The 5,058-nt window shown below is 36.4% G+C and carries 6 protein-coding genes and 1 pseudogene; 3 read left to right on the forward strand and 4 right to left on the reverse strand.

Annotated features, from left to right (window positions below):
* The 3 genes and pseudogenes from ABYD77_RS17590 to ABYD77_RS17600 all read left to right on the forward strand — a co-directional run.
* A pseudogene (locus tag ABYD77_RS17590) lies at positions 1–205 on the forward strand (peptidase M14); the annotation flags it as partial.
* 8 nt (positions 206–213) lie between these two features.
* On the forward strand, positions 214–1,761 hold the full coding sequence (locus ABYD77_RS17595) for an amidohydrolase family protein (protein WP_372771401.1): 1,548 nt from the start codon (positions 214–216) through the stop codon (positions 1,759–1,761).
* Positions 1,762–2,053: 292 nt separating this feature from the next.
* On the forward strand, positions 2,054–2,320 hold the full coding sequence (locus ABYD77_RS17600) for a hypothetical protein (protein WP_372771402.1): 267 nt from the start codon (positions 2,054–2,056) through the stop codon (positions 2,318–2,320).
* A gap of 197 nt (positions 2,321–2,517) precedes the next feature.
* Here the strand turns inward: ABYD77_RS17600 and ABYD77_RS17605 are convergent, their stop codons facing one another.
* From ABYD77_RS17605 to ABYD77_RS17620, 4 genes are all read right to left on the reverse strand, one after another.
* Positions 2,518–2,964, reverse strand: coding sequence for a hypothetical protein (locus ABYD77_RS17605; protein ID WP_372771403.1), 447 nt, complete (start codon positions 2,962–2,964; stop codon positions 2,518–2,520).
* A gap of 83 nt (positions 2,965–3,047) precedes the next feature.
* Positions 3,048–3,557, reverse strand: a complete 510-nt coding sequence (locus ABYD77_RS17610; protein WP_372771404.1) for a hypothetical protein — start codon at positions 3,555–3,557, stop codon at positions 3,048–3,050.
* Between the two features lie 103 nt (positions 3,558–3,660).
* Positions 3,661–4,131, reverse strand: a complete 471-nt coding sequence (locus ABYD77_RS17615) for a DUF2059 domain-containing protein (RefSeq protein ID WP_372771405.1) — start codon at positions 4,129–4,131, stop codon at positions 3,661–3,663.
* 162 nt (positions 4,132–4,293) lie between these two features.
* Positions 4,294–5,058 (reverse strand): sigma 54-interacting transcriptional regulator (locus tag ABYD77_RS17620; protein ID WP_372771406.1); only part of this gene is annotated, 765 nt, incomplete at its 5' end.

The following is a 5,058-nucleotide window of genomic DNA, read 5'->3' on the forward strand; positions in this document are numbered from 1 at the left end:
ACATTTTCAAGTAATTGACAAGCCGGGGCATAACCCAAATCGTGGCGTATTTAAACAATGGTTATCAGATACTTATGGCATCCATGCAATTACTTATGAAATGGGTGATAACACCGACAGAAAGCTAATTAAGCAAGTAGCCATATCTGCAGCAGACACATTTGCAGAAACATTACTGAGTTATCAGCAAACTCAATCTCAATAAGGGATGTTATGAAGTACATTATTTTAACCTTAAGTCTTGTCACAATCAGTGTGAATGCAGGAGATAATATTGACTTTGTTGTCAGTAGTGAACGCGTTTTCAACAGCGATAAGCAAAAATTTGAAGCATTGGATGTAGGTGTTTGCGGCAAAAAAATATGTGCAATAGCAGGGCGTGGTTCACTTAAAGCTAATGCTAAGAAATATTTAGATTATGGCACTAAAGTAATTAGCCCTGGTTTTATTGATCCACATACCCACAGTCTGTCTGAACTAAGCAAGTATTCAACAAGAGCAAATTTAAATTACCTTACTCAAGGTGTCACCACCGTGATTAATGGCAATGATGGAAAAAGCCCTGAGTCAATTGTAAAAACAGCTAAACAGTTGTTAGAGCAAGGAATTGGCACAAATGTGGCCTTTTTTATTGGTCACAATACGGTGCGAAATGCTGTCATGGGCCAAGCCGACCGAAAGGCAACACTCTCTGAACTGAAAAAAATGAAGATGCTGGTCGAGCAAAATATGCAAGCTGGTGCATTAGGGCTTTCGACCGGTTTGTATTATTTACCGGGAACGTTTGCAAGCACTGAAGAAGTAGTTGAGTTGGCAAAAATAGCTGCTGAATACCAAGGTATTTATGAAACTCACTTACGTGATGAAAGTACCTTTAATATTGGTTTTCTGAATGCAATAAAAGAGGCCATAGCTATTGCCGAACAAGCAAAAATGCCACTGCACTTAGGCCATATTAAGGCGTTAGGGGTTGATGTGTGGGGCCAATCAACAAAGGCTATAGAACTTGTGCAAGCTGCACAAAAGCGTGGTGTAAAAATTACGGCCGATCAATATCCTTGGCTTGCGTCTGGCACATCCATTAGTGGTGCTGTGGTACCTAGTTGGGTTCGAGAAGGCGGGAAAAAAGCCACAATTAAACGATTAAATGATAAAACTCTCTATCAAAAAATCCACGCTGAAATTACAGAAAATATTCGCCGCCGTGGCGGGGCTGAACGATTACTTATTACAGTAACAGAGCAGCCTAATATCTCGGGGAAGACACTCGCTGAAGTTGCTAAATCTCATTCGAAAAGCCCAGCTGATACAGTGATAGAATTAGCAAAAGGGCCTGTTGTTAAAGTTGCATCCTTTAATATGTTAGAGCAAGACGTGAAAAACTTTATGGTTAAGCCTTGGGTTGTTACTTCATCAGATGGGAGTAATGGTCATCCACGTAAATATGCCAGTTTTCCTAAAAAACTTAAAACCTATGTTCTTGAGCAGCAGTTAATCACTTTAGAAACATTTCTATTACAAAGCACTACTGCAACCGCTAACGCATTAAATATTGATGATAGAGGTGCTATCAGACTTGGCTTAAATGCTGATTTAATTATCTTTGAGCCTACTTCTGTCAAGGTAAACGCAAGCTTTAAGCAATGGAATATATTATCAACTGGCTTCAATGACGTGTTTATAAATGGTCAATATGTGGTTCAAGACGGTAGTTATAATGGTGTGTTAGCAGGTGAATTTGTTAAACCACATACTCTTTAAGTAAAGCACCTCAAAACTTTTCCGTGACTTGTTTAATTAAATCTTTAAGTCACGGAATGCTTATTAAACTAAATACAGAGTATCGTATTTGTATCATTCGGTTTTAAGCATATAGTTAATTGTATAACCCGTTAACTAATATTGTTTATGAGTGCTTACGAATTTAAATTTAAAATACTGTCGGAAAAAACATTGTTGTTACTCAGTCAAGTGGCGCTTTAACTTTACCGAGTTATTTAAATGAATTAGCCTTCAACCAACATTCATACGCGATATTAATTACTTACATGATTTGCGCTGTGTTGATAGCATTGAAGGTTCATTATCTGATCATGAAGAGTTTGCAAAGTTTGCTGTTTCAATTTCATCAAGTAAGTGCACAAATGTGGTGTTTATCATTAATGATCACGCTAAAAAAATTAAGCAATTTATCGAAGGGTACGTGTTAATGGCTTCACGCTCAAACCGACACTATTGGATATACCCTGAGAGCCAGCTTAATTTGGCATTAAATAAAGTTGATTTAACAGTGTTTCCGCAGTTTGAAAGTGACACCTAGTGGGTCATGTGATTAGCCAGCGAGCCTTAAAGCTGAAAAAGACAGATTCACAGGTATCGGTTTTACCTAACTTGACGTTTGTAGCGTCGAAATAAGGCTTTTAAACTGGCGTGAGTCGAGAAAAATGAATTATTTGTTTAAGCGATAAATACCTTATAAAGATAACAACTTAAAGCGTCTTAAATAAAAGTATCCAACTATATAGGCTGAATGGAACGCTTTCTATCAATTACATTAAGCAAACAATACACAATCAACACACCAGTTGCTGTGATTAATATTCCAAGAACTTCAACCAATCCGTAGTACGAATTAATATTGAGTGTATTTCCTAACGTTACAGCATTAAAAGTCATTAAAAAAACCCCCAGCAACGAGGGCAACTGTAATATGAACGCACTGGTTAAATTAAAAGGGTGTTTACTACAAAATACTTTGTATCCCATTAAAAAGGCAAAACAAACGCTTAATTTAATAAAGCTATCGTGCAACCCTAACCAAATATATTCAGCGCTGTTAGCAGTTAAATTTGGCTGGGAACTTAAAAAATCATTGATAGGGCTGTAATTAGCCGAAAAAGAAAAGATAATTTGCAGTGTTAACCATAGCAATACACCACAAATAATTGCAGGTAAGTACTTCATGTGCATCTCCATTGCATTTCTTGAATTGGTTCGTAATTAAATACAATAAACGAATGTGACTAAAAATTAAATGTTACTTTTATTTAAAAACTTGCGAGTATCACCAGCATACTTGCTAGCAAGTTATGTAATCCATGAATACACGCAGTTATGCAAAAAGCATGTTTTTTAGAATGCGTTTCCCAAGTTAAAAAAGCAACTGAAAAAATAACAAATGGGATAAAAGTAAAAATCCCCCAAATTGGCATGGCAAGCGAATGCAAACAGGACCAAACTAAGGCATTAATAAATACAATTGCCCAAAAACCAATTGTAAAGCGTTTGATAAGTTTGAAAATTGGAAACATTAGTAGTGTTTCAGCGAGAGGGGAAAATATCACAAAACCCAAAAAATCGATTAATTGCCATGCTTCATCTGATTCTTCTGTATCGTAATAAGACGAAAAATCAAAAAGCTGGGTAACAATTAATGCAACGGTTAATGCACTAATAAAAGACACTAAAGCAGCTTTTATAATATACACAGCTTTATTTTCAGATTGTGTTAAGAGGGAATTTAATAAAGCGGCATACCATACTTTGATAACTAACATTTAAAATCCATTTCATGTTGCAGTATTGAGTAAATCCATTTAAATAAGGGATAAGCTAATAACTTTCGGGCGTTTTCTCAATATACGAAAACGATTTAATGGATCAATTATCAGTTTTATGGCGATCTAAGAAAGGTTTCACACGTTCCATTAAAAGGAATTGTTTTGATTGTGCTTCCTGCATGCCAATTTGCGCGCCTTTTTGCATCAGAAAAGCAGAATTATCTAAGAATTTTTTGCCGACTGGGGATTGGTAGAATTGTGTTATTTCTCTAATTTCACTGTTGCTAAATACTTGTATATAAAGTGCTTTTAAATCATTAAGCATTTTTTCATGTTCTAAATCTTGTTCAAACCATGAACGAAAAATAGACTTTAACTCTTCTTTTGCATTTTCATCCAACTTATTTTGCATTGTGATTTGATCAACGATTGGCAACATTGCTTCAAAACCACCTGTAAGTTGCTTATCCATAGACATTACTCTGAACATCTCATCTATGGGAGCTTCTTGTGCCATGGTGACAGGTGATGATGCTAAAAGCATCAAAGGCAAAATAAGTTGTTTTATCATGTGATTTCCTTATTCAATATTTTGATAATTTTTTGAGTATTCGCGAAATAAAATAAAAGAAGCCTGAGCCATAAAATTAACAAACAACCAAGCATTGAGTTAGTTTTTTAAGTGTTACAGCTGCCTTTAATGGCTACAAGGCTAAAAGCAGCTACTGTAACACTAATCATTACTAATTTCGTGCTTTTTCATTAACTTATAAAAGTCTGAACGATTACGCTGGGCAAGCTTTGCAGCTTCCGACACATTACCGCCAGAAAGAGCCAATACTTTTTGAATATAGTCATATTCAAACTGGCGTTTAGCTTCATTTAAACCAACAAATGCATTGTGTGTTTCATTTGAGTCGGGCAGGGCTTTTGCAACCACATCTTCAGTGATGATTTTGCCAGTGCTAATGGCAATACAATGCTCTACAATATTATGAAGTTGGCGCACATTACCAGGCCAATCGTAGCTTAATAAACGGGTAATACTTTGCGGGTTGAATTGTTTGTCATCATTAGTGAGTTTGTGTAGAAAGCGCGTTGCTAATAGTGGAATATCATCAAGGCGCTCTTTTAAACTCGGTAGCGTGATAGACACCACATTAAGGCGATAGTACAAATCTTCACGAAATTGGTTATCTTTAACCGCTTGAACAATGTCTTTATGGCTGGCAGAAACCACCCGAATATTAACATCTTGCTCTAACTGACTGCCAACTGGTCTCACTTTCTTTTCTTGTAATACGCGCAGTAATTTTACTTGTAAATCGAGCGGCATATCGCCAATTTCATCTAAAAATAGGGTGCCGCCGTTGGCTGCTTGCACAAGACCCTGTTTATCACTGACTGCACCTGTAAATGCCCCTTTTGTATGACCAAAAAGTTCAGATTCAAGTAAATGCCCAGGCATAGCACCACAGTTTATTGCGATAAAAGGGCC

It is taken from the genome of Pseudoalteromonas sp. (assembly GCF_041629635.1).
In the GTDB taxonomy this organism is placed as follows: domain Bacteria; phylum Pseudomonadota; class Gammaproteobacteria; order Enterobacterales; family Alteromonadaceae; genus Pseudoalteromonas.